This is a genomic window from Serratia sp. BFP-2025, assembly GCF_050880365.1.
In the GTDB taxonomy this organism is placed as follows: Bacteria; Pseudomonadota; Gammaproteobacteria; order Enterobacterales; family Enterobacteriaceae; genus Serratia; species Serratia surfactantfaciens.
Genome location: NZ_JBPAFV010000006.1, coordinates 84,478 through 108,701 on the forward strand (window position 1 = coordinate 84,478; position 24,224 = coordinate 108,701).

23 protein-coding genes and 1 pseudogene are annotated in these 24,224 nt (G+C 56.4%); 13 read left to right on the top strand and 11 right to left on the bottom strand.

The window, feature by feature from the left end; translation table 11 throughout:
- The first annotated feature begins 6 nt into the window (after positions 1-6).
- Positions 7-1,473: a tyrosine-type recombinase/integrase gene (locus tag ACRAWE_RS23475; protein WP_432525956.1), complete on the top strand. Its 1,467-nt coding sequence runs from the start codon at positions 7-9 to the stop codon at positions 1,471-1,473.
- On the opposite strand, the gene ACRAWE_RS23480 is transcribed toward ACRAWE_RS23475, so the two are convergent.
- Entirely contained in the window at positions 1,455-1,706 is a 252-nt protein-coding gene (locus ACRAWE_RS23480; RefSeq protein WP_034918379.1) for a helix-turn-helix transcriptional regulator, read from the bottom strand. The genes ACRAWE_RS23475 and ACRAWE_RS23480 overlap by 19 nt on opposite strands.
- Positions 1,707-1,835: 129 nt before the next feature.
- On the bottom strand, positions 1,836-2,099 hold the full coding sequence (locus ACRAWE_RS23485) for a helix-turn-helix domain-containing protein (protein ID WP_095835285.1): 264 nt from the start codon (positions 2,097-2,099) through the stop codon (positions 1,836-1,838).
- 121 nt (positions 2,100-2,220) lie between these two features.
- Between ACRAWE_RS23485 and ACRAWE_RS23490 the strand changes: the two genes are divergently transcribed.
- Entirely contained in the window at positions 2,221-2,484 is a 264-nt protein-coding gene (locus tag ACRAWE_RS23490) for a helix-turn-helix domain-containing protein (RefSeq protein WP_136164737.1), read from the top strand.
- A gap of 285 nt (positions 2,485-2,769) precedes the next feature.
- Here the strand turns inward: ACRAWE_RS23490 and ACRAWE_RS23495 are convergent.
- Together ACRAWE_RS23495 and ACRAWE_RS23500 are read right to left on the bottom strand one after the other, a co-directional pair.
- A pseudogene (locus tag ACRAWE_RS23495) lies at positions 2,770-2,871 on the bottom strand (integrase domain-containing protein); the annotation flags it as partial.
- 1,018 nt (positions 2,872-3,889) lie between these two features.
- Positions 3,890-4,171 carry a LysR substrate-binding domain-containing protein gene (locus ACRAWE_RS23500; protein WP_432525964.1) on the bottom strand — a complete coding sequence of 94 codons (282 nt, stop codon included), beginning with the start codon at positions 4,169-4,171 and terminating at the stop codon, positions 3,890-3,892.
- 319 nt (positions 4,172-4,490) lie between these two features.
- Here ACRAWE_RS23500 and ACRAWE_RS23505 point away from each other — a divergent pair, with 319 nt between their 5' ends.
- Positions 4,491-5,951, top strand: coding sequence for an AAA family ATPase (locus ACRAWE_RS23505; RefSeq protein WP_432525957.1), 1,461 nt, complete (start codon positions 4,491-4,493; stop codon positions 5,949-5,951).
- Positions 5,948-6,859 carry a DUF4435 domain-containing protein gene (locus ACRAWE_RS23510; protein WP_432525958.1) on the top strand — a complete coding sequence of 304 codons (912 nt, stop codon included), beginning with the start codon at positions 5,948-5,950 and terminating at the stop codon, positions 6,857-6,859. The genes ACRAWE_RS23505 and ACRAWE_RS23510 overlap by 4 nt, the downstream gene beginning before the upstream one ends.
- A 344-nt stretch (positions 6,860-7,203) precedes the next feature.
- Here ACRAWE_RS23510 and ACRAWE_RS23515 read toward each other — a convergent pair whose 3' ends face one another.
- Positions 7,204-7,593, bottom strand: a complete 390-nt coding sequence (locus ACRAWE_RS23515) for a hypothetical protein (RefSeq protein ID WP_019452194.1) — start codon at positions 7,591-7,593, stop codon at positions 7,204-7,206.
- A 349-nt stretch (positions 7,594-7,942) separates the two neighbouring features.
- Between ACRAWE_RS23515 and ACRAWE_RS23520 the strand changes: the two genes are divergently transcribed.
- On the top strand, positions 7,943-9,127 hold the full coding sequence (locus tag ACRAWE_RS23520) for a NupC/NupG family nucleoside CNT transporter (protein ID WP_004931212.1): 1,185 nt from the start codon (positions 7,943-7,945) through the stop codon (positions 9,125-9,127).
- A gap of 34 nt (positions 9,128-9,161) precedes the next feature.
- Here the strand turns inward: ACRAWE_RS23520 and ACRAWE_RS23525 are convergent, their stop codons facing one another.
- Positions 9,162-9,599, bottom strand: coding sequence for a DUF3574 domain-containing protein (locus ACRAWE_RS23525; protein WP_063918310.1), 438 nt, complete (start codon positions 9,597-9,599; stop codon positions 9,162-9,164).
- A gap of 253 nt (positions 9,600-9,852) precedes the next feature.
- On the opposite strand from ACRAWE_RS23525, the gene ACRAWE_RS23530 reads away from it, so the two are divergent.
- The 6 genes from ACRAWE_RS23530 to recG all read left to right on the top strand — a co-directional run bounded on the left by ACRAWE_RS23530 (position 9,853) and on the right by recG (position 16,544).
- Entirely contained in the window at positions 9,853-10,470 is a 618-nt protein-coding gene (locus ACRAWE_RS23530) for a trimeric intracellular cation channel family protein (RefSeq protein ID WP_019452191.1), read from the top strand.
- Positions 10,471-10,681: 211 nt separating this feature from the next.
- Positions 10,682-11,305 (top strand): guanylate kinase, encoded by a 624-nt coding sequence (gene gmk / locus ACRAWE_RS23535; protein ID WP_004931218.1) that lies wholly within the window; start codon positions 10,682-10,684, stop codon positions 11,303-11,305.
- Positions 11,306-11,359: 54 nt separating this feature from the next.
- Positions 11,360-11,635 carry a DNA-directed RNA polymerase subunit omega gene (rpoZ, locus tag ACRAWE_RS23540; protein WP_004931221.1) on the top strand — a complete coding sequence of 92 codons (276 nt, stop codon included), beginning with the start codon at positions 11,360-11,362 and terminating at the stop codon, positions 11,633-11,635.
- A gap of 18 nt (positions 11,636-11,653) precedes the next feature.
- A complete protein-coding gene (gene spoT / locus ACRAWE_RS23545) occupies positions 11,654-13,765 on the top strand; it encodes a bifunctional GTP diphosphokinase/guanosine-3',5'-bis pyrophosphate 3'-pyrophosphohydrolase (protein WP_019452189.1) in 2,112 nt (703 codons plus the stop codon).
- Between the two features lie 5 nt (positions 13,766-13,770).
- The gene (gene trmH, locus ACRAWE_RS23550) at positions 13,771-14,466 is read left to right on the top strand and encodes a tRNA (guanosine(18)-2'-O)-methyltransferase TrmH (protein WP_004931227.1); all 696 of its coding nucleotides are present in this window, start codon (positions 13,771-13,773) and stop codon (positions 14,464-14,466) included.
- Positions 14,463-16,544 carry an ATP-dependent DNA helicase RecG gene (gene recG, locus ACRAWE_RS23555; RefSeq protein ID WP_063918309.1) on the top strand — a complete coding sequence of 694 codons (2,082 nt, stop codon included), beginning with the start codon at positions 14,463-14,465 and terminating at the stop codon, positions 16,542-16,544. The genes trmH and recG overlap by 4 nt, the downstream gene beginning before the upstream one ends.
- A 43-nt stretch (positions 16,545-16,587) precedes the next feature.
- On the opposite strand, the gene gltS is transcribed toward recG, so the two are convergent.
- On the bottom strand, positions 16,588-17,799 hold the full coding sequence (gltS, locus tag ACRAWE_RS23560) for a sodium/glutamate symporter (RefSeq protein ID WP_038872558.1): 1,212 nt from the start codon (positions 17,797-17,799) through the stop codon (positions 16,588-16,590).
- 240 nt (positions 17,800-18,039) lie between these two features.
- On the opposite strand from gltS, the gene ACRAWE_RS23565 reads away from it, so the two are divergent.
- On the top strand, positions 18,040-19,440 hold the full coding sequence (locus ACRAWE_RS23565; RefSeq protein ID WP_019452186.1) for a nucleobase:cation symporter-2 family protein: 1,401 nt from the start codon (positions 18,040-18,042) through the stop codon (positions 19,438-19,440).
- A gap of 128 nt (positions 19,441-19,568) precedes the next feature.
- A complete protein-coding gene (locus tag ACRAWE_RS23570) occupies positions 19,569-21,230 on the top strand; it encodes an AsmA family protein (protein ID WP_432525959.1) in 1,662 nt (553 codons plus the stop codon).
- A 38-nt stretch (positions 21,231-21,268) separates the two neighbouring features.
- On the opposite strand, the gene fabY is transcribed toward ACRAWE_RS23570, so the two are convergent.
- The 4 genes from fabY to yihX are packed head-to-tail and all read right to left on the bottom strand — an operon-like array spanning position 21,269 to position 24,207.
- The gene (gene fabY, locus ACRAWE_RS23575; protein WP_025160304.1) at positions 21,269-22,216 is read right to left on the bottom strand and encodes a fatty acid biosynthesis protein FabY; all 948 of its coding nucleotides are present in this window, start codon (positions 22,214-22,216) and stop codon (positions 21,269-21,271) included.
- Between the two features lie 21 nt (positions 22,217-22,237).
- Positions 22,238-22,675, bottom strand: coding sequence for a D-aminoacyl-tRNA deacylase (gene dtd / locus ACRAWE_RS23580; RefSeq protein WP_019452183.1), 438 nt, complete (start codon positions 22,673-22,675; stop codon positions 22,238-22,240).
- Positions 22,672-23,565 carry a virulence factor BrkB family protein gene (locus ACRAWE_RS23585; protein ID WP_063918305.1) on the bottom strand — a complete coding sequence of 298 codons (894 nt, stop codon included), beginning with the start codon at positions 23,563-23,565 and terminating at the stop codon, positions 22,672-22,674. The genes dtd and ACRAWE_RS23585 overlap by 4 nt, the downstream gene beginning before the upstream one ends.
- A gap of 51 nt (positions 23,566-23,616) precedes the next feature.
- Complete coding sequence (gene yihX, locus ACRAWE_RS23590) at positions 23,617-24,207, bottom strand: glucose-1-phosphatase (protein ID WP_004931242.1); 591 nt, start codon at positions 24,205-24,207, stop codon at positions 23,617-23,619.
- Positions 24,208-24,224 lie beyond the last annotated feature (17 nt).

Below are 24,224 nucleotides of genomic sequence, written 5' to 3' on the forward strand. Positions count from 1 at the left end.
TTTTTGTTGCCATCAACGTCTACCGGATACTACCCGAATCCACCGAAATCCACTGCCGAGTGGGTAGTACATTGGGTAGTACAATTACTTTACAAGCCAAAATGTTCGTTTTATAACCTATGTACTACCCACTTTTTCGCGCAGGCCACGACTGACGGGCGCTGGCGGAATACCTTAGGGAGGCAGGGCATGGGAAATCTGACCGTTAAAACCATACAGTCCATCCTGAAAGCAAGCCGTCCCGGACGATACAACGACGGTCAGGGGCTATACCTGATGGTGCCGCAGCGCGGTGAACCTTACTGGATGCTGCGCTATACCCTGAACGCCAAACGCCGTTCGCTCACGCTGGGCAAGCCGTCCGATCTGTCGCTGGCGGAAGCCCGCTCTCAGGCCGAAGACGCCCGCAGGAAGGTCAGGAAAGGCGACGATCCCATCGCCGAACGTAAACGCAATCGCCCCGCCAGAATCCATACCGTCAACGATCTGTTTAACGACTGGAAACAGGATTTGGTGCGACGCCTTAAGCACCCGCATATCCCACAGCGGATCTTCGCCAGAGAGATCGCGCCACACATTGGCGAGCTGGCGTTAGGCAAGGTCACACCGCTGGACATACGCGCCATCATCCAGCAAATCACCGCCAGCGGCAGGCCCTACACCGCCAACGATGCGCTGATGTACCTGAAACAACTGTTTAATCACGGCATAAAACTTGGGCTTCTCGTCCATAACCCGGCGGCGGCGTTCAAGGTGGATGATGCGGGCGGCATTGAAAAAAGCCGCGATCGGGCGTTGAGTCTGGAAGAGTTGACGCAGGTTTTTCAGGTATTCCGCAACCAGAGCGACAGCTTCACTCGCGATAACTATCTGGCTTGCGCATTACTGATCGTGCTTGGCGTACGCAAAAGCGAACTGACCGAAGCCCAATGGGATGAATTTTCCCTCGAAGACGCAACGTGGGAACTGCCTGCGACAAGGAGCAAATCGGGCGTCGCTATCGTCATTCCCCTGCCCTCGCTGACACAGGAATGGCTGCGGGAATTGAAGATCCGCGCCTGCGGTTCAGCGTATGTATTCCCCAACCGCCGGGCCAGCGGTTCGCCGCATATGGGCAGCGATACCCTCAACCGGGCGATCGCCAAACTTTTCGGCCGCGAACCGGGAAGAAAAATTCAACCGCCCAACCGCATGGGTGAACTTGAACCGTTCACCGTACACGACCTGCGCCGCACCTGCCGCAGCCTGCTGTCCGCCTTAGGCGTTCCGGGCTATGTCGCCGAACGGTGCCTTAATCATAAGCTGAAAGGCGTTGAAGGCATTTACGATCGGTATGATTACTTTGAGGAGCGGCGGGAAGCGCATTGTAAACTGGCAGACCTCGTTAAGCCGATTATTGAGAACAACGAGCTGCACAGCGTTTCGAACGAACAGAGCAATAACGTAGACAAGCGCTATTTTTTCGTAGGGTGATAATTAAGAATGATTTCGGCAAGATCGTCTTCGACGGTATAAAAATAGCAGGCAGGAACATCAAGCACCGCCGCCAGTCGGCAGGCAAGATCAAAATCAGGCGTATGCACACCGCGCTCATATTGGTTCATCCGCGCGCTGGCCGTGGCTTCATCAATACCTGCCAGAACCCCAAGCCGCTGTTGCGACAGGCCCGCTCTTAGTCTTGCTTCTTTTAAACGATGTGGCAGCATGAGGATCCCGACTTACACGATATGTAAGCCGTAGTTTTCACGCTAACCTATTGAAAATATACTAAGCATTACTTAGTAATGCTTTCTCAACTACGCGTTTTTATTGCTTAAATCCAGAAAGAGGGAGATTTAAAAAGCGTCGGTATTTTTCTGGCGGGCGTAAGTAAGGATTATTTCCGCTAAATCATCTTCAACGGTGTAAAAATAACTGGCAGGGGTATTCAACACAGCGGCTAACCTGCACACCAGTTCAAAATCAGGAGTATGCACGCCGCGCTCATATTGATTCATCCGTGCGCTGGCCGTCGCCTCATCGATACCGGCGAGCACACCAAGCTGCTGCTGCGATAAACCGGCTTTTAATCTGGCTTCCTTCAAACGATATGGCAGCATGAGAATCCCGACCGACTGGATAACCAGCGGTGATTTTCATGTCTGCCTGTTGAAAATGTACTAAGTATTACTTAGTATTGATGTTGAAAAATTATTCTGTCTCTACGAGCAAGGAGGGAGCATGACTAACAAAATTGATATGCATCCGGCAGACATAATTGCCTCGTTACACAAGAAAAAGATAACGATGGCTGCGGTATCCCGGCAGGCAGGATTAAGCTCTTCAACGCTGGCGAACGTGCTTACCCGCCCGTGGCCGAAAGGCGAATTTCTGATCGCGGAGGCATTAGGTATTCATCCGTCGGAGATCTGGCCGAGCCGCTACTTCGATGAAAAAGGCAACCTGATTGAACGCCACAAGCAGATCAGAAAAAAATCCGCCTGACTTCCCCCATTTTCACCCGACTTGCAGACGGATCATGTTTTCCCCCACCAGAAAACGACGATCTGGCGTTCAACCCCGTCAGCATGCGGTTTTTGGTCATTCTCCCCACCTGACTCCGCTATATACGTGGATAGTGGGGGAACCCGGTTTTTTTGGGCCGGGTTCCCCCACCAGTACCACATTGATAACACTTAATTCCCCACCTCTGCGCGAATCTGATCTTTTCCCCTGGCTGGCGGGGTTGCCTGAATAACGTGAACTGATGAGCCAGCCAGGGGAAAGGGCCTACGCCGTTCTGCCGTAGACCTGCTGCACATACCGCCCGCGCCCGTCTCCATGCCCTAAATCCATCGATACCAGCGAGCTGGCTTCCCGGTTGCTGAAACCGGGTATGGCTGCTGCCGACCTGCCGGGCCAGCGTTTGCATCTCCCGGCTTAATCGTGACATATGCTACCCCCCTCATTCTCAATAACCTCTGTTCTCCGGCGCACGGCGATTTACGACACGGATTTACCGTGCCGCGCTGAACAATACCTGCGCGCCGGAGCGGCAGCGGTTGAGGTATGACGGAGATATCGGTTATGCACTCGGTGCAGCCGCCTGCATCAGCAGGGTAATCCCCTCAGGCTGAAAGCCTGCCTCAGATATCGGTTCAGTCCTCCTCTGATAAGTGAGTTGATAAGAATTGACGCAGAAAATGTGCGTCAGATGACAGGTCGCGCCGGAAAGTGCTGTGGCGTAAGGGCTGGCGCAGAGATCGTTCGCGGCGTCACTTGCAACGGCTTTCCGCCGTATGAAGTGACGCCGCTGCCTCATGGATGCATTCTCTGAGGCAGCAAAAGGCCGCAGATGGTTGCGCCAGCTATAAAAGGTTGTTGTACGCATCAGTGCGTATGCGAAAGGCAGAACAAACAGGATGCAGCCCTAAGGCGTTGGGATAAGTTAGCTACCATCGCCGCAGCGATCACCCGCAAACCGGTAGCGGGGCGGGTTGGGAGTTGACCACACAGGCTGGGCCTGCGCGTTGCCTTGAAGGTCGTGGCAACGTGGGGTGCTGCGTGCAGCAGCGGTGTAACACTGACAATCTACTGCGCCAAAATCCGTATATCAAGCGGCTAACGCGCTGCGCTTGTTGGCTCCCTAACGGATTTCCATTCCATAGAAATCCGTTAGGGAGCGAGGGAGTCCACACCCGGTAAGATAAAAAATTGTAAATTACCGAATAATCATCCAGTTAAACTTAGCGCTTACGAATAAATTTACAAAACCATCTTATCAAGATGACCTGCTCCCCAGTGTTTAACACATCGTAGTGTTAGTAATGCCCGCTTCTGACAGTGACCAGTCTACTGTCGGCTATGAGCGAAAGCGGACGTCCGTATATTGTGAAAATGGCAATGTTGCTTACGCCAGGGGCTGACAGCGAAGTAGTGACCATTTTGCGGGGTGTCCGATTAGTTCACGCAATGCGTCGAGAAAGACAGTGAACCTGGCAGGAGGATGAAGTAATGCACACAACGCATATATTCCTGTGGAAATATGCGGCAACAAAGCGCATTCCGGGAAGAGTTGTATCAGGCCGCCACTGTTAATGTCATCTCCCGCCACCCAGTCTGGCAGGAATGCGATCCCCAGTCCTTCCACTGCCGCCTGACGCATTGTGTCGAAATCGTCACAGCCAAACATGGGCTGACGAGCGTTTTCTCTAGCCGGATGGCTAATCACGCTGGACCAGCATATTCGAATAATTTTTACGGGGTTCTTTTCCCCAGGATTGGGATTCCATACTTAGATGTCTGTTTGTACAGGTGGACGTCTAAGTTACCAGCACTGGCTAATGGCTACATACGGCACTAGGTCTACACCTCTATGCATTAGAGGATCAATATTACAGTCATAAAACTCATTATGATTGATGCTCTAATGCAAATTTGTTATGTTGATTGAACTCATCTGAACTTCACCAAGCCAAGCCTATATCAGGATACTTAGAGGAAATATCTGGATGGAACTTAAAAAATTTAAAATAAATAAACTTTATGGCTATAAAGACGTTGAGTTAGTTTTTAATGAGAAAAGTACAATCATTATCGCTGAAAATGGAGCAGGCAAAACAACATTAATAAATACATTGAATGCTGTGTTAATAGGTGATGCGGATGAATTAAGGAAGTTAAAATGTGAGTCCATAGAAATTGAATTTAAAAATAAAAACTATAAAATAAATATTTCCGAATTAAGCTATTCTGATTTCCTGTCAAAGTATACATTGCCAAGTCAATGCGTTAATTTACTCTCAACTCTGAAGCCAGCACAAATCGAAGATATGTTGCATGATTTGAAGGCCAGACCTACGCGGGAGTTGAGGGGCAAAGAATGGTATAAGCTGGCTTATAGGAAGTCACCATTAGGTAATGCTGAAATGGATAGTGTTCTTAATATGTTACGGAGATCTTTAAATCATTATCACTCTCAGCAAATTGATCTTTTTGATGGTGCAGTTTCTGAAGGTGATATTAAAACAAACCAACCAAGTCTGATACTTGAAGAAATAAAGGTCAGAATGCGTGGTTTTGATATTATTTATCTTCCAACATATAGAAGGATTGAAAAAGCTACATTAAGAGATAAGTTTAATATTGAAGTGGAAGATAGCTATGCTATCAGAGATGGAGAAATGGTTAAGGTTCGCCACACTCGAGCAGCCAATGGATCTAATATAGAGTTTGGGTTGTATGATGTAGAATCTGAGTTAAAAGATATTAGTGAATCTATTGAGCGTAGATCTAGTCTTGGTTATCGAACACTGAGTGCAACTATCATTGAAGATATGATGACTGGTAGAATTGACGCACAACCATCACGATTAAAGTTGCCAGCTAGTGATGAACTCTCTCGTTTTCTAGGCAGGGTGGTAGATAAAGATAAAAAAGGTAATGAAAAGATAATTGAAGAAGTAAAGCGAATTATGAAAGATAAGGATCTATTAAATTCTAATAGAAATTTGACCTATTTTTTATCAAAACTAAAACCTGTCATTGACTCCACAAAAGAAATGGAGGAGAAGATAGAGATATTTGTTGCTATGTGCAACAAATATCTTCAGCTTTCCGATGATTCAAAGTTTTTGGTTTACGATGTTGAATCTTTACAAGTTATAGTAAAAGATCTGCACACTAATAATCCTATTGGCTTAGAAGACTTATCATCAGGTGAAAAGCAAATAATATCTCTTATGGCACACATCTATCTTGATGATACAAGAAAAAAAATTGTTCTTATAGATGAGCCAGAGCTTTCATTATCTATTGAATGGCAAGAGCACGTTCTTGTTGATATTGTGAATAGTTCATCTGTAATTCAGATGCTAGCAATAACACATTCTCCATTTGTTTTTAATAATGAGTTAAAAACGCAGGTTAAAAGCTTAAAAGTTACCAAATCTTTAGGGAATGATTTAAAATGAATGGAAGTCGTTTTCAAATGATGATGGAATCCATGAAAAAACCTTGTGTTTTAAGGTTGAAAATTATTAAAAATAAGACCCCAGGAAAGTTGTTATTTGTATTCGAAGGCGATGATGATTATGACTATTATTATCATGCTATGGATCTGCACTCATTTGATAAAGAGTTTACTCATATTAACGGATCAGGGAAAGACCAGTCTATTGCCTTATATGAAGAACTTCTATCTGAAAATAGTGATAGTCTAAATGCAACTTGTTTTTTTGTTGATCAAGACTACTCATTATTTTGTTATAGAAACAAAAATATATTTACACTACCGTTTTATGCAATTGAAAATCCATTGTCAGACGAAAGGATTATTAAACATTTCTTGATATCTGAATTCAAGCTTGACGAATCTAATAAAGCTCTCATCGAACAACTTCTTGTTTTTTACAGACAGGCTAGAAATAGTTTCTATACGGGTATGAAAAATATTTCAATTCAATTGTACATGGCGAGAACTTTAGGCCTTGGCATTGAATTTCCGACAAATAATGATTTATTTTCATCTATTTCAAAAGATATTGTTGATTTTAAAATAAGTGAGATCCCACAGATTACTGCAAGGCTAGATGTAATGACTGAAGATGAAAAATATTTCTATCGAGCAATCGTTGAATTAGATGAAGATCAGTTGACTAGAGGGAAGTATGTTTATTATTTTGTCGCTGAGTGGCTTATTAAAATTAAAAAATATATAAATAGTCGCATTGACAGCGCGGTTGCAATCGATGCCGAGAAAAAAACACCGTTGGCAAGCGTTGTTAAAAGACAATATGATCATCATGATTTATCTATATCTAGGCTGGTTCCGTCCTGTAAGAGATTAAAAGGGATAAGTACTTTTTTAACAAGTCTTTAGAAAAAAAAAGCCTCAACAAAAGTTGAGGCTTTTTAGATTTAAATTCACATTGAAATTATATCAAGTTGGTAAACTGAGCCGACTATCAAAGCGAATTGGAGCGAGACAACCAGTTACATTCCTTAACCTATAAAGCCAGATAACGACTCTACAAACTTATAAATCTCCTAACCCAAACGGGTAGTACATCGGGTAGTAAACCGCCTCAACCACAGACAAAATTCTACTAACAAGCTAATTTCTAATACCTTTTATTTATATTCCATAAACAGATCCAGAACATCGAGTGATCCCGCTCCGCACGCCATCAAGCCCGCGCCAGCGGGCTTTTTTATGGCTGCAGATCAGCGATAGGCGGCCGCCTGCTCCTCACCGATCAACCCCATTTTCTGCAGCTGCACCGCAATGCTCCAGGTTGAGCGCTCAAACTCATCGCTCAACGCTTCCAGCGTCGCCCCGGCCGCATGGCTCTCGCGCAGCCGCAGTTTTTCCTCTTCCGACCAGGGGAAATAGGCATTGGCCGGCCGACCCTCAATGAGATTTTTCTGCCGCTTCTCTTCCGGCGTCAGCCGGGCTTTTTTCTGCAGTGCGGATTCACCGTCGAACTCGTTGGCCAACGCGAACAGCAGGCGGATAGCCTCCGGCGCACAGGCCGCTGAAGCCGGTTTCAACAGCTCGCCGGTGTCGGGATTAACGCCGTTGGCCAGCGCCCTGAGCAACATGCCGGTATTCATCGTTCACCTCCTGACTTGAGAAAATGCGCGCCGGTCGCGGCGCCCTGCTCAAGCATGTTTCTCCGTCTTAGCCGAGAAAACCACGTTTTGCGCCGGGAAAAATCCCCCATTGCGAGCCAGATTCCAGGCGTCTGCACGCGTGGGGCGAAGGTTGCATCAGGTTGCGGGCCAGTAGGCTGTTCACAGGGGGCTTATGAAAAACTGCCGAGCAGCGCGTGTGGATGACATTCGGCAAGATATCCCGCATGCCATAAGTATTTTGTTCTAATTATCACGCAAGGTAATGAAAGGACGGCGATGCTGTGGCTAAATGTGTTTTTTTCCTGCCCGTGAACCGTACGGACCGTTTATGCCACAAATTCTGCAATTTATTATGGCTCTGGTGGTGATCATCGCCCTGGCGCTGCTGGTTAGCAATAATCGCAAGAAAATCCGCCTGCGCTATATCATCCAGCTACTGGTGATCGAAGGCGCGCTGGCCTATTTCTTCCTGCACTCCGCCAGCGGGCTCAGCGTGATCAAACACGTCGCCGGCTTCTTCGACACCCTGCTCGCCTACGCGGCACAAGGATCGGAGTTCGTGTTCGGCGGCATGAGCAAGGATGGCCTGGCGTTCATCTTCCTCGGCGTTTTATGCCCTATCATCTTTATTTCCGCCCTGATCGGCATTTTGCAGCATTTCCGCATCCTGCCGCTGATCATCCGCCTGGTGGGCACCCTGCTGTCCAAGGTCAACGGCATGGGCAAGCTGGAGTCGTTCAACGCCGTCAGCACGCTGGTGCTGGGGCAGTCGGAAAACTTTATCGCCTATAAAGGCATCATCGGCGATATCTCGCCGCGCCGCATGTACACCATGGCCGCCACCGCCATGTCGACGGTATCGCTCTCCATCGTCGGCGCCTACATGTCGATGATCGACGCGCAGTACGTGGTGGCGGCGTTGATCCTTAATATGTTCAGCACCTTCATCATCCTGTCGATCATCAACCCGTATCAGGTCGAAGACGAGCCGGAGCTGAAGCTGAACAAGCTGCACGAAGATCAGAGCTTCTTCGAAATGTTGGGCGAGTACATTCTGGCCGGCTTCAAAATTGCGATGATCATCGCGGCGATGCTGATCGGCTTTATCGCACTGATCTCCGCCGTCAATGCGCTGTTCTCGGCGGTGCTCGGCATCAGCTTCCAGCAGATCCTCGGCTACGTGTTCTATCCGCTGGCCTGGCTGATCGGCATCCCGGCGGAAGAGGCCTTGAAGGCGGGCAGCATCATGGCAACCAAACTGGTGGCCAACGAATTCGTGGCGATGATTGAGCTGAAGAAGATCGCGGCGGAGCTGTCGCCGCGCGGGCTGGGCATTCTGTCGGTGTTCCTGGTGTCATTCGCCAACTTCGCCTCCATCGGCATCGTCGCCGGCGCCATCAAGGGGCTGAACGAGCAGCAAGGCAACGTGGTTTCCCGCTTTGGCCTGAAGCTGGTTTATGGCTCGACGCTGGTGAGCCTGCTGTCGGCGGCCATCGCCGGCCTGGTGCTGTAATCTCCACTCCCGGCCATAAGGCCGGGAGTTCGCTTTAAAACGCCACGCACACCGGCGCATCCACCCGCATCACAGAATCCTGCGCAAACTGCTGCTTATAGCCGCTGCGCAGCGCCTCGATATTCGTCTCGCTCTCTTTGCCCGGCGCATGGATCAGCAGCAGCGCCTTGCTGTTCTCGCGCGCCAGTTTGCCGTCGTGGCCCAGCCACTGCCCTTTGGCGTCAAACACCGTCAGCCCGTCTTTAAAGCGCGGCGTCACCTGGCTGTCGACGAAGGTTTGCCACTCGGCGGCGGTGATCGCCGGCCCCGCCGGACGATTCAGGCCAAAATAGAGCGTTGTCTGCACCAGCGGATCGCCGGTGCGGCAAACCGGGGCGGGGGACGTTGTCTGGTGACCTGGCGCCACGCAGCCGCTCAACAGCAGGGCGGCAGCCACCACGGCGCAGGCGGCCAGTTTCGGGGAATTTTTCATCTGCAGTCTCGGTTTCTCAGTTGAAGGATTAGCTGCAAAAAGCATAGTCAGCGATGGAAACCAGCGCGAAATTTCTAATGCTTTTATCAGCAGCAAGATGTTAAAAAAGGCTGGTTATCGGCAATAAAAACGCAGTTTGGATTAGCTAAATTAATCCGAAACGCCATCGGTGAAAAAAACTCAGTAGCGCGCACCCTCGGCGGCGATTACCCTGCCGTCCATCATTCTGACGCAAGTACGCTGTGAACCCCTTATGTTACTGAGCATCCTTTATATCATCGGCATCACCGCCGAAGCCATGACCGGCGCGCTGGCGGCCGGCCGCCGCCAAATGGACATGTTCGGCGTGATCATCATCGCCTCGGTCACGGCGATCGGCGGCGGGTCGGTGCGCGATATGCTGCTCGGGCATTTTCCGTTGGGCTGGGTCAAACACCCGGAATACATCGTCATCGTCGCGATAGCGGCGATCGTCACCACCTGGGTGGCCCCCCTGATGCGCCATCTGCGCCGCCTGTTCCTGGTGCTCGACGCCGTCGGCCTGATCGTCTTCTCCATCATCGGCGCGCAGGTGGCGCTGGATATGGGGCACAGCGCGATTATCGCCGCCATCGCCGCGGTGATCACCGGCGTCTTCGGCGGGGTGCTGCGCGACATGTTCTGCAACCGTATCCCGCTGGTGTTCCAGAAGGAGATCTACGCCGGCATCTCCTTCAGCGCCGCCTGGCTGTATATCGGCCTGCAGCACCTCAGCCTGCCGCACAATCTGGTGGTGATCATCACGCTGGTCGCCGGTCTGAGCGCGCGCCTGATCGCCCTGCGCTTCCGCCTCGGCCTGCCTGTGTTCAACTACCAGCATCCGGATCATTGATGTCGGGGCGGCAACGCGCCGCCGCCGAGGCCAAAACTGCAGAAATGTCGCCCTTCAACGCGCAAATTCGCGCATTCACCGCTTTTTCCGCGCAAAGCCGCGGGCAAAATGCGAGCTAACGCTGCACCCGGCGCGTTAGCCGTGTATACTGTGCGGAGAAAATACACATCCGCTGTTATTGGCATATCAACCGTTATCAACGAACATCATCATGGCTCAAGGCACGCTTTATATTGTCTCTGCTCCCAGTGGCGCAGGTAAATCAAGTCTGATTCAGGCTTTGTTAAAGACGCAACCGCTGTACGACACGCAGGTTTCGGTTTCGCACACCACGCGCGACAGCCGCCCGGGTGAAAATCACGGCGAGCACTATTTCTTCGTCTCGAAAGACGAATTCCGCCGGATGATCGAGCAGGACGCGTTTCTTGAGCACGCCGAAGTGTTCGGCAACTATTACGGCACCTCGCGCGCCGCCATCGAACAAGTGTTGGCGACCGGCGTAGACGTGTTTCTGGATATCGACTGGCAGGGCGCGCAGCAAATCCGCGCCAAAATGCCGCAGGCGCGCAGCATCTTCATTCTGCCGCCGTCGAAGGAAGAACTGGGCCGCCGCCTGCGCGGGCGCGGGCAGGATTCCGAAGAGGTGATCGCCAAGCGCATGGCTCAGGCCGTGGCGGAAATGACGCATTACGCGGAGTACGATTACCTGATCGTGAACGATGATTTCGATCTGGCGCTGTCCGATCTGAAGACCATCATTCGCGCCGAACGCCTGCGTTTGGGCCGCCAGTTGCTGCGGCATGACGCTTTAATCAGCAAACTATTGGCAGACTGAAGGCAGTTTCAGTATCATGCCCAGTCTTTTCGTCACCTGTGGAGTAGCACAAATATGGCACGCGTAACTGTTCAAGACGCTGTAGAGAAAATTGGTAACCGTTTTGACCTGGTGTTGGTCGCTGCTCGTCGGGCGCGTCAGATCCAGACCGGCGGCAAAGATGCACTGGTTCCGGAAGAGAACGACAAGTACACCGTTATCGCCCTGCGCGAAATCGAAGAAGGCCTGATCACCAGCCAGATCCTCGACGTGCGTGAGCGCCAGGAGCAGCAAGAGCAGGAAGCCGCAGAGATTCAAGCGGTTACCGCGATTGCTGAAGGTCGTCGTTAATTAGACTGCGAGTCCGCCTTGTACCTGTTTGAAAGCCTGAATCTGCTGATTCAACGTTACCTGCCCGAGGAGCAGATTAAGCGCCTCAAACAGGCATACCTCGTCGCGCGCGACGCGCACGAGGGCCAGACACGCTCCAGCGGTGAGCCCTACATTACTCACCCGGTCGCCGTGGCCTGCATCCTGGCGGAAATGCGTCTCGACCACGAGACGCTGATGGCGGCATTGTTGCACGACGTCATCGAAGACACCCCGGCCACCTATCAGGATATGGAACAGCTGTTCGGCAAGAGCGTCGCCGAACTGGTCGAGGGCGTCTCCAAGCTCGATAAGCTGAAATTCCAGGACAAGAAAGAAGCGCAGGCGGAAAACTTCCGCAAGATGATCATGGCGATGGTGCAGGATATCCGCGTCGTGCTGATCAAGCTGGCCGACCGTACGCACAACATGCGCACCCTCGGTTCGCTGCGCCCCGACAAACGCCGGCGCATCGCGCGTGAAACCCTGGAAATCTACAGCCCGCTCGCCCACCGTCTGGGTATTCATCACCTGAAAACCGAGCTGGAAGAGCTGGGCTTCGAGGCGCTGTACCCGAACCGTTATCGCGTGATCAAGGAAGTGGTGAAAGCCGCGCGCGGCAACCGCAAAGAGATGATTCAAAAAATCCTCTCCGAGATCGAAGGGCGGCTGACGGAAGCCGGCATCGCCTGCCGCGTCAGCGGGCGGGAAAAACACCTCTATTCCATCTACCTCAAGATGCACCTGAAAGAACAGCGGTTCCATTCCATCATGGATATCTACGCGTTCCGGGTGATCGTCAAAGAGGTCGATACCTGCTACCGCGTGCTCGGCCAGGTTCACAGCCTGTACAAGCCGCGCCCGGGGCGGGTGAAAGATTACATCGCCATTCCCAAGGCCAACGGCTATCAATCGCTGCATACCTCGCTGATCGGCCCGCACGGCGTGCCGGTCGAAGTGCAGATCCGCACCGAAGACATGGACCAGATGGCTGAGATGGGGGTGGCCGCGCACTGGGCTTACAAGGAAAGAGAACAGGGCGAAACCGGCACCACGGCGCAGATCCGCGCCCAGCGCTGGATGCAAAGCCTGCTGGAGCTGCAGCAAAGCGCCGGCAGCTCGTTTGAATTTATCGAGAGCGTCAAATCCGATCTGTTCCCGGATGAGATTTACGTTTTCACCCCGGAAGGCCGCATCGTCGAGCTGCCCGCCGGCGCCACGCCGGTCGACTTCGCCTATGCGGTGCATACCGATATCGGCCATGCCTGCGTCGGCGCGCGCGTCGATCGTCAGCCCTACCCGCTGTCGCAGTCGCTGACCAGCGGCCAGACCGTCGAGATCATCACCGCGCCGGGCGCGCGGCCGAACGCCGCCTGGCTGAACTTCGTGGTCAGCTCGAAAGCGCGCGCCAAAATTCGCCAGATGCTGAAGAACCTCAAGCGCGACGACTCCGTCGGCCTTGGCCGCCGTCTGCTCAACCACGCGCTGGGCGGCAGCCGCAAGCTGGCCGAAATCCCGCAGGAAAACATTCAGCACGAACTGGACCGCATGAAGCTGGCGACGCTGGACGATCTGCTGGCGGAAATCGGCCTCGGCAACGCCATGAGCGTGGTGGTAGCGAAGAACCTGCAGGGCGATCAGTCCAGCCTGGGCGCGTCCTCCGGCGTGCGCAACCTGGCCATCAAGGGCGCCGACGGGGTGTTGATCACCTTCGCCAAGTGCTGCCGTCCGATTCCGGGCGACCCGATTATCGCTCACGTCAGCCCGGGCAAAGGGCTGGTGATCCACCATGAATCCTGCCGCAATATTCGCGGCTATCAGAAAGAGCCTGAGAAGTTCATGGCGGTCGAGTGGGATAAAGAGACCGAGCAGGAGTTCATCGCCGAAATTAAGGTGGATATGTTTAACCACCAGGGCGCGCTGGCCAACCTGACGGCGGCGATCAACGCGGCCGAGTCCAATATTCAGAGCCTGAACACCGAAGAGAAAGACGGTCGGGTTTATAGCGCCTTTATCCGCTTGACCACCCGCGATCGCATCCATTTGGCAAACATTATGCGTAAAATCCGTATCATGCCGGATGTGATCAAAGTTAACCGCAACCGAAACTAGCGCTTATGAGTCCTGAACGCTATGCGCGGATTTGTGAAATGCTCGCGACCCGGCAGCCGGATTTGACGGTTTGCCTGGAGCAGGTGCACAAACCGCATAACGTCTCCGCCATTATCCGTACCGCCGACGCCGTCGGCGTGCATCAGGTCCACGCCGTGTGGCCCACCACCCGCATGCGCACCCTGGTTTCCTCCGCCGCCGGCAGCAACAGCTGGGTCAGCGTTAAAACCCATCGCACCATCGGCGACGCGGTCGGTCACCTGAAAGCGCAAGGCATGCAAATTCTGGCCACCAACCTGTCTGCGCGCGCGGTCGATTTCCGCGAGGTGGACTACACCCGGCCAACCTGCGTGCTGCTCGGCCAGGAAAAAACCGGCATCACCGAAGAAGCGCTGGCGCTGGCCGATCAGGACATCGTCATTCCGATGATCGGCATGGTGCAATCACTCAACGTCTCCGTAGCCTCCGCGCTGATCCTGTATGAGGCGCAGCGCCAACGGCAAAACGCCGGCCTGTATCGCCGCGATAACAGCATGCTGGACGAAGAAGAGCAGCAGCGCCTGCTGTTCGAAGGCGGCTACCCGGTGTTGGCCAACGTGGCCAAGCGCAAAGGGCTGCCGCGCCCGCAGATCGATGAACAGGGCCAGGTGGTCGCCAGCGCCGAATGGTGGGCGGCCATGCAGGCGACGGTGCGCAAATGAAAGGCCGCCTGCTGGATGCTGTCCCACTCACTACGCTTTCCGGGGTTGGCGCCAGCCAGGCGGGCAAATTGGCCAAGCTTGGCCTCGATACCATTCAGGACCTGCTGCTGCACCTGCCGCTGCGCTACGAAGACCGCACCCGCCTCTATCCGATCAACGATCTGCTGCCGGGCATCTACGCCACGGTAGAAGGGGAAGTGCTGCGCAGCGACATCAGTTTCGGCCGCCGCCGCATGCTGACCTGCCAGATCAGCGATGGTACCGGCATCCTCACCATGCGTTTTTTCAACTTCAACGCCGCGATGAAGAACAGCCTGGCCACCGGCCGCCGCGTGACCGCCTACGGCGAGATCAAACGCGGCAACCACGGCGCGGAGATCATCCATCCGGAATACCGCATTCAGGGCGAAACCAGCGAGGTTGAGCTGCAGGAGTCGCTGACGCCGGTCTACCCCACCACCGAAGGGGTGCGGCAGGCCACGCTGCGCAAATTGACCGACCAGGCGCTGGAGCTGCTGGATACCTGCGCCATTGCCGAACTGCTGCCGCCGGAGCTGAGCGGCGGCCTGATGAGCCTGCCGCAGGCGCTGCACACCCTGCACCGCCCGCCGCCGGACATCCAGTTGGCGGATCTGGAGCTGGGCAAACACCCGGCGCAAAAACGCCTGATCCTCGAAGAGCTGTTGGCGCATAACCTCAGCATGCTGGCGGTGCGCGCCGGTGCCCAGAGTTACCGGGCGCAGCCGCTGCTGCCGGACGATCGGCTGAAAAACCGTTTTCTCGCCCAGCTGCCGTTCTCGCCGACCGGCGCGCAAACGCGCGTGGTGGCCGACATCGAAGCCGATATGCAAAAAGACTTCCCGATGATGCGGCTGGTGCAAGGCGACGTCGGCTCCGGCAAAACGCTGGTGGCGGCGCTGGCGGCGCTGCGCGCTATCGCGCACGGCAAGCAGGTAGCGCTGATGGCGCCAACCGAGCTGCTGGCCGAGCAGCACGCCAACAATTTCCGTCAGTGGTTCGAACCGCTGGGGCTGGAGGTCGGCTGGCTGGCCGGCAAACAGAAAGGCAAGGCGCGCATCGCGCAGCAGGAGGCCATCGCCAGCGGCCAGGTGTCGATGGTGGTCGGCACCCACGCCATCTTCCAGGAACAGGTGCAGTTCAACGGCCTGGCACTGGTGATCATCGATGAGCAGCACCGCTTCGGGGTGCATCAGCGGCTGGCGCTGTGGGAGAAAGGCGAAGAACAGGGCTTCCACGCCCATCAGCTGATCATGACCGCCACGCCGATCCCGCGCACGCTGGCAATGACCGCCTATGCCGATCTCGATACCTCGGTCATCGACGAGCTGCCGCCGGGCCGCACGCCGGTGACCACCGTCGCCATTCCCGATACCCGCCGCGCCGACATCATTCAACGGGTGAAGAGCGCCTGCCTGGAAGAGGGCCGGCAGGCTTACTGGGTGTGCACGTTGATCGAAGAGTCCGAACTGCTGGAAGCGCAGGCGGCGGAAGCCACCTGGGAAGAATTGAAAACCGCGCTGCCGGAGCTGAAGGTGGCGCTGGTGCACGGCCGCATGAAAGCTCAGGAGAAGCAGGCGGTGATGCAGGCGTTTAAACAGGGCGAGCTGCAGCTGTTGGTCGCCACCACGGTGATCGAAGTCGGCGTCGACGTGCCGAACGCCAGCCTGATGATTATCGAGAACCCGGAGCGGCTGGGTCTGGCGCAACTGCACCAGCTGCGCGGCCGCGTGGGGCGCGGCGCGGTGGCCTCACACTGCGTGCTGCTGTACAAAACGCCGCTGAGCAAAACCGCGCAAACGCGCCTGCAGGTGCTGCGCGACAGCAATGACGGCTTCGTCATCGCGCAGCGCGATCTGGAGATCCGCGGCCCGGGCGAGCTGCTCGGCACCCGCCAGACCGGCAGCGCCGAATTCAAAGTGGCAGACCTGCTGCGCGACCAGGCGATGATCCCCGAAGTGCAACGCGTCGCTCGCCACCTCCACCAGCACTATCCGGAGCATGCCCAGGCGCTGATCGAGCGCTGGCTGCCGGAGAAGGCGCGCTACTCCAACGCATAAAAAAGGGCGCCGACGGCGCCCTCTTCTTTTCTGGCTCGCGATATCACCCCACCGCCGGGAACACCGGCAGCAGCAGATACAGCTTGATGACGATGGCATTGGCGATATCGATAAAGAACGCCCCCACCATCGGTACCACCAAAAACGCCACGTGCGACGGGCCGAAGCGATCGGTGATCGCCTGCATGTTGGCGATCGCCGTCGGCGTGGCACCCATGCCGAAGCCGCAGTGGCCGGCAGCCAGCACCGCCGCGTCGTAATTTTTGCCCATCACCCGGTAGGTAACGAAGATCGCGTACAGCGCCATGACCAGCGTCTGCACCGCCAGGATCGCCAGCATCGGCAGCGCCAGCGAGGCCAGCTCCCACAAACGCAGGCTCATCAGTGCCATCGCCAGGAACAGCGACAGGCTGACGTTGCCCAGCACCGATACCGCCCGCTCGAACACGGTATAGAAACCGGTGAAGGCCAGCGTGTTGCTGAGGATCACCCCGACGAACAGCACGCAAACGAAGTTCGGCAGTTCAAACACCGTGCCGCTCAGCAGGCCGGCAATCAGCTGCCCCAGGCTCAGACAGATGGCGATCATGGCGATGGTTTCGATCATCACCAGCGAGGTGATCAGGCGGCCGCTTTCCGGCTTCTCGAAGCCGCTCGGCTGCACGCTGTCTTCCGGGGTGCCCTCCGGCGTGGAGGAGTGCTTGACCAGATAGCGCGCCACCGGGCCGCCGATCAGGCCGCCCAGCACCAGGCCGAAGGTGGCGCAGGCCATGGCAACTTCCGTCGCGTTTTCAAAACCGTAGCGCTCGATGAACAGCTTGCTCCAGGCCGCCCCGGTGCCGTGCCCGCCCGACAGGGTGATCGACCCGGCGATCAGGCCCATCAGCGGATCCAGCCCCAGCATTTTCGCCATGCCGATGCCGATGGCGTTCTGCACGATAAGCAAACCCAGCACCACGAACAGGAACACCACCAGCACCTTGCCGCCGGCGCGCAAACGCGCCAGGTTGGCGTTCAGACCGATGGTGGCGAAGAAGGCCAGCATCAGCGGGTCCTTCAGCGACATGTCAAAACTGATTTCCCAGTTGACGAGCTTTTTCAGGGCTAACAGCAGGAGTGCCACCAGCAAACCGCCGGCGACGGGAGCAGGAATGGTATATTTTCGCAGCAGGGGAATGGTCCTGACGCACTTGCCCCCGAGGAGCAAAACCAGCGTCGCCGCGACTAACGTGCCATAAGTATCAAGATGAAACATCCAGGTACTCCATGTAAGGGAAAAGATCCAAATAAAAATAATAAGTTATAGAAAACCACTGAGTTTTTAAACTTGATGAGTGCAGGATTAGAAGTAAAAAACGCTGAGATGACAAGAAAAAATGAATGAAAATGCGACATAAACGAGAAAGTCGGCAACATAATATTTACGCGCAACCGTTTGCTTTTGCGGGGCGGAGCATTAAAATGCCTGCTTTGCCGTATCTGGAAACGCCACACCATGAGCATGTCATCCTCCGAGCTTGATGCCGCGCGCCAAGCCGCCTCAGAACCCCGCGCCAGTGAACTGATTTATCGCCTGGAAGATCGCCCGCCGCTGCCACAAACGCTGTTTGCCGCCGGCCAGCATCTGCTGGCGATGTTCGTCGCGGTGATCACTCCGGCCCTGCTGATCTGCCAGGCGCTGGGCCTGCCGGCGCAGGATACTCAGCACATCATCAGCATGTCGCTGTTCGCCTCCGGTCTGGCTTCCATTCTGCAAATCAAAACCTGGGGGCCGGTGGGCTCCGGGCTGCTGTCGATTCAGGGCACCAGCTTCAACTTCGTTTCGCCGCTGATCATGGGCGGTCTGGCGCTGAAAAACGGCGGCGCCGACGTGCCGACCATGATGGCCGCGCTGTTCGGCACCCTGATGGTCGCCTCCTGCACCGAAATTCTGCTGTCGCGCGTGCTGCATCTGGCGCGCCGCATCATCACCCCGCTGGTTTCCGGCATCGTGGTGATGATCATCGGCCTGTCGCTGATTCAGGTCGGCCTGACCTCGATCGGCGGCGGCTACGCCGCGATGAACGATCACAGCTTCGGCTCGCCGAAAAACCTGCTGCTGGCCGGCGCGGTGCTGGCGGTAATCATCCTGCTGAACCGCCAGCGCAACCCTTACCTGCGCGTGGCTTCGCTGGTGATCGCCATGGCGGTCGGCTATCTGTTGGCCTGGGCGATGGACATGCTGCCCGCCGACGCGCCGGCGGCGCCCACGGCGGCGATCACCATCCCCACGCCGCTCTATTACGGCCTGGGCTTCGACTGGAACCTGCTGCTGCCGCTGATGCTGATCTTTATGGTCACCTCGCTGGAAACCATCGGCGACATCACCGCCACTTCCGACGTCTCCGAACAGCCGGTCAGCGGGCCGCTGTACATGAAGCGCCTGAAGGGCGGCGTGCTGGCCAACGGCCTGAACTCGATGCTGTCGGCAGTGTTCAACACCTTCCCCAACTCCTGCTTCGGCCAGAACAACGGCGTGATCCAGCTGACCGGCGTCGCCAGCCGCTACGTCGGCTTTGTGGTGGCGCTGATGCTGATCGCGCTGGGGCTGTTCCCGGCGGTTGCCGGCTTCGTGCAGCACATCCCTGAGCCGGTGCTGGGCGGCGCGACCATCGTGATGTTCGGCACCATCGCCGCCTCCGGCGTGCGCATCGTGTCGCGCGAGCGCCTGAACCGCCGCGCCATCATGATCATGGCGCTGTCGCTGGCCGTCGGCATGGGCGTCTCCCAGCAGCCGCTGATCCTGCAGTTCGCGCCGGACTGGCTGAAAACTCTGCTCTCTTCCGGCATCGCCGCCGGCGGCATTACCGCCATCGTGCTGAACCTGGTGTTCCCGCAGGAACACGAGAAAAAGTAACCCGTCCCTTGACGTTCAAACGGCCGCCTGCGGCCGTTTTTTATTGTCTATCAGACCATTGCCCTTGAGATGCCCGGCCAATTGCGGCATAAACAGGGTATCTTTTTTGACCGATGCGGATGTAGACGATGAAATTTATCGGAAAGCTGTTGCTGACGTTGCTGCTGCTGATGGTGCTGGCGGCGGTGGTGCTGTATCTGGTGGGGCAAACCCGCTGGGCGGCAGGCCGCCTGAGCACCTGGATCAGTGGCAACAGCGAATACCGCCTGTCGATAGGAAAAATCACCCATTCGTGGAGCCAGCCGGACCAGATCGCTCTGGAAGAGGTGCAGCTGGCGCGCAACGGCCAGCCGCAGGCGCTGGTCGCCAAACGCGTCGATCTCGGCCTCAGCCTGCGCCAAATCACCGAACCGCGCTATTTCCACAGCGTCACGCTGCGCGACGGCACGCTGAACGTGCAGCCGCAGGCGGCGGCGCTGCCTGTACAGGCTGACGTACTGCAGCTGAGCAACATGGCGTTGCAGTCCAACGATAACGAGTGGCAGCTCAACGCGCAGCAGGTCAACGCCGGCATCACGCCATGGCGCCCGCTGGCCGACCATTTGCTGGGGGACAACAACCAGTTCCAGTTCAGCGCCGGCTCGATGACGCTGAACGGCATTCCCGCCTCGAAGGTATTGGTGCAGGGAGAGCAAAAGCAGGGTCAGCTGCTGTTGAACAACTTTGGCGCCGACCTGGCGCAGGGTGACCTGACCGGCGTGGCCAGCCGCGCCGTCGACGGCAGCTGGCAGGTGGATCGCCTGCGGCTGAGCGGCGTACGCCTGCAAACCCCGTTGACGCTGGCGGAGTTCATGCAGCGCTTCACCACCTTGCCACCGGTCACCCTCAAGCGGTTCGATCTGATCGACGCGCGTCTGGAGGGCAAAGCGTGGGCGTTTAACGATCTCGATCTGTCGCTGCAAAACGTCAGCGTCGAAAAGGGCGACTGGCGCAGCGAGGACGGCTCGCTCAACTTCAACGCCGGCGATGTGATCAACGGCGGCTTCCACCTGATCGACCCGATCGCCACCCTGCGGCTCTCTTCCGCCGGCATCGCCATTCAGCAGTTCACCACCCGCTGGGAAGGCGGCCTGTTGCGCGCCTCCGGCAGCTGGCTGCGCGCCGGCAAACGCCTGCAGCTGGATGAAGTGGCCATGGCGGCGCTGGAATACACTCTGCCGATCGACTGGCGCGAGCTGTGGCTGAAACCGCTGCCGGATTGGCTGAACGAGGTGTACGTCACCAAGCTGACCACCAACCGCAATCTGATCATCGACATCAACCCGGCGTTCCCGTTCCAGATCACCGCGCTGGACGGCTACGGCAGCAACCTGCTGCTGGCGCGCGACCACCAGTGGGGCGTGTGGTCCGGCTCGCTGAACCTGAACGGCAGCGAGGCCACCTTCAACAAAATCGACGTGCGACGCCCTTCGCTGGCGCTGAACGCCGACGCCAGCCAAATCAACGTCACCGAGCTCAGCGCCTTTATGCCGAATGGGCTGCTGGAGGCCAAAGCGAGCGTCGATCAGCTGCCGGGCAAACCGTTCCAGCTGACGCTGCACGGCCGCTCGGTACCGCTCAATACCTTGCAGCAATGGGGATGGCAGCCGGTGCCGCTGACGGGCGACGGCAACCTCGAACTGCAGTTGAAAGGGCTGTTGAACAGCGACGGGCCGTTCAAAGCTTCATTGAAGGGCAATCTGCAGGCCACCGCCGGCGATGGCCAAACGGTGAACCAACAGCTGCCGTAATGCACTGCGCGGCCCGCCTTCAGGGCAGGGCCGCCGCCTTACTCTTCCAGCGCTTCAGAACCGCCCTGATCCAGCGGCACATCCGGCTCGGCCGGCAACACCATGTAGGTGCCTTCGAACACCGCGCCCTTATCCTCATCGCCGAACAGATGCACTTCGGCGTGTACGCGCGCGCGGCGGCCGCGCGCCAGACGCGCCAAATCGCCGCTCAGCGAACCGAGATCCGCCACCGCCCGCGGTCTGCCGGTGATCGGTTTGCTGTAGCGAATGTGCGCGTCCGCCAGAATGATGGTGCCGCCCAGATGGCGCTCGCGCAGCAGCAGCCAAATCAGCCCCCAGGCGGTCAGCGTCGCCAGTGAGAACAGGCTGCCGGCGAACAGGGTATGGTGCGGGTTCTGGTTGCCGATCTCCGGCATGGTGGTGACGAAGCGCTGGCCGGTGTACTGGCTGATGCGCACGCCCATCTTTTCGCTCAGCGGGATGTGTTCATACCAGGCCTGCTGCAGTTGGCCGCACCAGTCGGGGCGATGCAGGATATCGTCCAGCGTCGCCACCGGTTTAATCATCAGAAAGTGGCGGATCGGGGTGGTTTGCGGCGCGGTGATCTCCCCCTGGTTGACGAACCCCAGCTTGGCGAAGAAATCCACCGCGTCTTCACGGGCGCTGCACACCACCCGCTTCACGCCTTCCTGCCGCGCAACGGATTCCAGCGTCATCGCCACCAGCGTCCCCAACCCTTTATCCTGCAGCGTCGGGTCTACCGCCAGAAAACGAATCGCCGCCTCATTGTCGGCATTGATATACAGCCGCCCAATGGCGACGATTTTACCGACCTCGTCCACCACCATTTGGTGATGGGCCATGGCGTCATAGGCATCCTTTTCCGAACCCACCGGCTGGTGCAGCGGCTTGCGCAGCATTTCCCAGCGAAACTGGTAATACTCCTTCAGTTCTTGCTCTGTTACGGGTACTCGTAGGTGATACATAGACGCCTGTTCTCCGAATGCTTAGACCTGTAGCCAGAATGTCACCGGACCATCGTTGACCAGCGCCACCTGCATGTCGGCGGCGAACTCGCCGGTCTGGGTCTCTATGCCGCGCTCGCGGCACTGGCCAACAAAATATTGATACAACCGATCGGCTTCCTGCGGCGCGGCGCCGCGCGAGAAGCTGGGGCGCATGCCCTTTTGGGTGTCCGCCGCCAGGGTGAACTGCGAGACGACCAGCACGCTGCCCCCGGCCTGCTGGACGTTGAGGTTCATCTTGTCGTTCTCGTCGCCGAAAATGCGGTATCCCAACACGCGTTCGCACAGGCGCTGCGCTTTTTGCTCGTTATCGCCCTGCTCCACGCCCAATAACACTAACAAACCGGGGCCAATCTTGCCTACCGTCTCGCCACTTACCGTGACGCTGGCGTTTAACACCCGTTGAATCAACGCAATCATTCCTGCTGCCCTTCTGGTTTTGGTTCCTGTTGCTCCGCCTTCTGCCGGCGGTAGTCGCGGTATTCGCCGATGGTCGCGGTGATTTCCGCACCGAGTAACACGATACACCAGCTCCAGTAGACCCACAGGAATAAAATCGGGATCACTGCCAGCACGCCGTAAATCAGCTGATAGGAGGGGAACATGGTGACGTACAGCGCGAACCCCTTCTTACCCAGCTCGAACAGCAACCCGGCCACCACCGCGCCAATCAGCGCGTCTTTGGGCGGCACCCGCACCGTCGGCACGATGCAATACAGCAGCCAGAAGGAGATACACGACAAAATCAGCGGAAAGATGCGCAGCACCTGATCCACCAGACCGTTGACCCCGGTCTGAGTCAGCCAGTTGAGCGACAGCAGGTAGGAGCTGATGGCCATGCTGGCGCCCACCAGCAGCGGCCCCAGCGTCAGCACCATCCAGTACACGGCGAAGGAGAAGACGATCGGCCGCTTGTTCTTGCTGCGCCAGATGGTGTTCAGCACGCTGTCCACCGAGGAGATCAGCAGCAGCGCGGTGACGATCAGCCCGCAGGTGCCGACGGCGGTCATCTTGTTGGAATTGGCAACGAACTGCTCCAGGTAGTTCTGGATCACGTTGCCGGCGGCCGGCACGAAATTGGCAAAAACAAAGCTCTTCAGCTGTTCGCTGATGTCGGCAAACATCGGGAAAGCGGCGAACAGCGCGAACACCACGGTGACCAGCGGCACCAGCGACAGCAGGGAAACATAGGCGAGATGGCCCGCCAGCATCGTCAGGCCATCGTTGTCGATGCGCTGGTACAGCAAACGTCCGAAGGTAACGCCGGGCTTAATTGCAGGGGGCAGCTTCTTGCGGCGGAAAAACGACATGGTCACTCCTTGATGCCAGTTGATACGCCTTAAGCTTAACGCGCCCTGCGCTCATTGGGCAAAATAGGCCGGCACCACGTCGCGATCGGTGACGTGCACCGTCTTGATCCCCAGCGCCTGCGCGGCGAGGACGTTCGCCGGGTGATCGTCGAAGAACACCGCGTCGGCGGCGGCGGTGTTTTCCGCGGCCAGCACATGTTGATAGATATCGGCTTCCGGCTTGCGCATACCGAGATCTTGCGACAGGTAGAGATGATCGGCGGCGGCGGCCACTTCAGGATAGTGCTGCGGCCAGTAGTTGCAGTGCAAACGGTTGGTGTTCGACAGCACCACCACCCGGTGGCCTTCGTTGCGCAGGCGCTGCATGATGTCGATCACTTCCGGACGCAGCGCGACGAATACCGCCTGCCAGCCGGTGGCGAACTGCTCGAAGCTGAGCGCGATGCCCATTTCATCGCACAGCTTGCCGGCGAAGTCTTCGTCGCTGATTTCACCGCGTTCATGTTGCTGGAACACCTCACCCATGGCGAAACGATCGGACAGCACCGCCAACGGCGTGCCGCTCAAATTGCTCCACACGCCCAGCACACGCTTGAAATCGATATCGACGATCACATTACCTAAATCAAAGATATACAGCATAGTCCTCTCCTGATGGG